Origin of the sequence: Sinomicrobium pectinilyticum (assembly GCF_003725735.1) — a bacterium.
Classification (GTDB): Bacteria; Bacteroidota; Bacteroidia; order Flavobacteriales; family Flavobacteriaceae; genus Sinomicrobium; species Sinomicrobium pectinilyticum.
This window is the reverse complement of sequence record NZ_RJTM01000049.1, coordinates 1-1,992: the sequence shown is the minus strand read 5'-3', so window position 1 is coordinate 1,992 and position 1,992 is coordinate 1. Positions and strand designations below refer to the sequence as shown.

Sequence of the window (1,992 nt, the reverse complement as noted above, 5' to 3'; positions counted from 1 at the left end):
TGACCGCTATGGCGATCAACCACCGGCTGACGCCGCGGGTGCCGGTACGTGCTACGGTCTTTACCTCGTGCTGCTGCACTTCCCTGGTATCGCTGCTGTCGCGCAGGTTGTGTTTTTCCTGTAAGGTATGGCTATGGTGCTTATTTTGCAACGCGTCGTAAGCCACCTTACGCCGGTTATAGATCACCACCTTTTCCGCCTCCCCGCTAAAGCCGGAATCGCGGTGATAGCTAAACCGGCCTACAGGATGGATAGCCACTGCTTCCAGTTCCTGTAAGGCCTGGTGTACCTGTACCAAAGACAAGCTGTCGAGCTGTTCGACGGACATGGCGCGGAAGTCAAGTATACGTGCTTCCGAACGCTGTTTGGTTTCGCTTTGCCGGTGGCGTCCCGATGTGTATCGGGATCGGGAGATACTACAGCAGGCCAAAAAACAACAGCCGGCCCACAGGAGGAATAGCTTTAGTGGCGTGTTCATGGTTATTCCTTTACCGTGGCACGCATGGAGGACACGGGGCTCCAGGCACTCACACCGTTTTTGTTGCGCGCCCGTACCCGGAAATAATACGTCACCCCGTCCTGTACGGGGGCATAGAAATTGCCGCGGGACCTGGACGTACTGCCTGCAGATTGCCATAGGGGCTGCCCCGTTTCGTCCAATGTATCGGCAATTTGTTTTTCGTACTCATAGGCTTCCCGTATGGCCGGGAAATCCAGCAATATCTCGCCCGGTCTCCGGGAAGTTCGGATACGCGTCCATTCACACGGAAGGGGCACCCCGGTGCTCCGGGGCGTAGCTGCGGGATAGAAACCCGAGCTAAGCTGTACGGAAGCCAGGTCGGTAAAATTATTGATATAGGTCGTTACCCGGCGCATCATCGTCACCAGGGCGGCACGGGCTTCGTCCTTTTCCTTGGTTTCCCGCAGGTTGCCGCCCGCGGCAGTGATCCCCTGTTTGTTCAGGTAATCCTGTGCCACGGGCTCGTATTCCGCAAATGGCGGGTCCAGGTCCGGGAAATTGGTGTTCGTGCTCAGTGCATCTAAAGTGCGTGTGGCCAGTACGGCCAGGTCGCCATCACTCAGATAGCCATAGTTTGTTATTAATTTTGGTCGTCTCATTTTTTTGAAATTTTTTATGTTAAACATTTGGGTTTTTAGTTGATGAGTTGGGGAGTTTTGGAGGAGGTCCTTCTTAACTCCCAAAATCTTTACAAGTATGCGTCTTTGCGAGGGCTTTGCCCGTGGCAATCTCTTCAGGCTGGCAGCAATTCCCAATGGCAGGCGCATTCCAGCTACCAGACTGCCGACGCTTTAGTTTATCCTGAGCACAGCCGAAGGGCTGGCAGTGACGGGGCTAATCATCCGTCCACCGGGCAATAACGGTAAGGGTTCGTACAGGGCGGCGTTTACGTACTACGGCATTGGCTACGTTGCCTTCTACGGTATAGGCCCAGTTGGCGGTCCAACGGTCTATAAAACCGGCGTGGGCTATGCGGCCCAGGCGGGTATTGTAGAGCCCGAAGACATCGCCGGCACGGGGGGTTTTTTGGGCCTTCTCTCCAACTGGTTCTCGTTTGAGTGTAACGGAAACGAGGGCCTCTTTTTTCGTCCGGATCACCTTACGCTCCGGGAACAGGGCGGGGCTCCAGGGGGTCCGGGGCTCGGCGTAGCCCGCCTTGCCAAAGCAGAAGCTGACGAATGCGGCACACCACTCGTACCCCTCACCCAGGCCGGTATAGCGGAGGTATTCGGCTATCCGCTTGCCATCGTTCTGCCCGGTGGCTTCTTTAACGCCCACTTCGGCCGTGTATACCCGGCGCAGGGTGCTTACATCATTCGCGAAAGCCAGGTGGCCATACCCCAGAATAAGGAGATATAGCCAGCCAGGTAAATACATACGTGTTGCCATGGGTTCAGTTTTAAGGAATGTGTGGTAAAAGCGCTGTCCAGCAGCCGCCTGAAGCCGCGGTACAATTGTGCGGTCAATGTGCA

General features: G+C 55.6%; 3 protein-coding genes. All 3 read right to left on the bottom strand.

Annotation, left to right across the window (positions count from 1 at the left end; all coding sequences use genetic code 11):
* On the bottom strand, positions 1–478 hold a 478-nt coding region (locus ED312_RS07665; RefSeq protein ID WP_148044240.1), incomplete at its 3' end, for a hypothetical protein.
* Between the two features lie 2 nt (positions 479–480).
* Complete coding sequence (locus ED312_RS07660) at positions 481–1,119, bottom strand: fibronectin type III domain-containing protein (RefSeq protein ID WP_148044239.1); 639 nt, start codon at positions 1,117–1,119, stop codon at positions 481–483.
* A 235-nt stretch (positions 1,120–1,354) separates the two neighbouring features.
* Positions 1,355–1,909 (bottom strand): C40 family peptidase, encoded by a 555-nt coding sequence (locus ED312_RS07655; RefSeq protein WP_123215424.1) that lies wholly within the window; start codon positions 1,907–1,909, stop codon positions 1,355–1,357.
* Between the last annotated feature and the right edge of the window lie 83 nt (positions 1,910–1,992).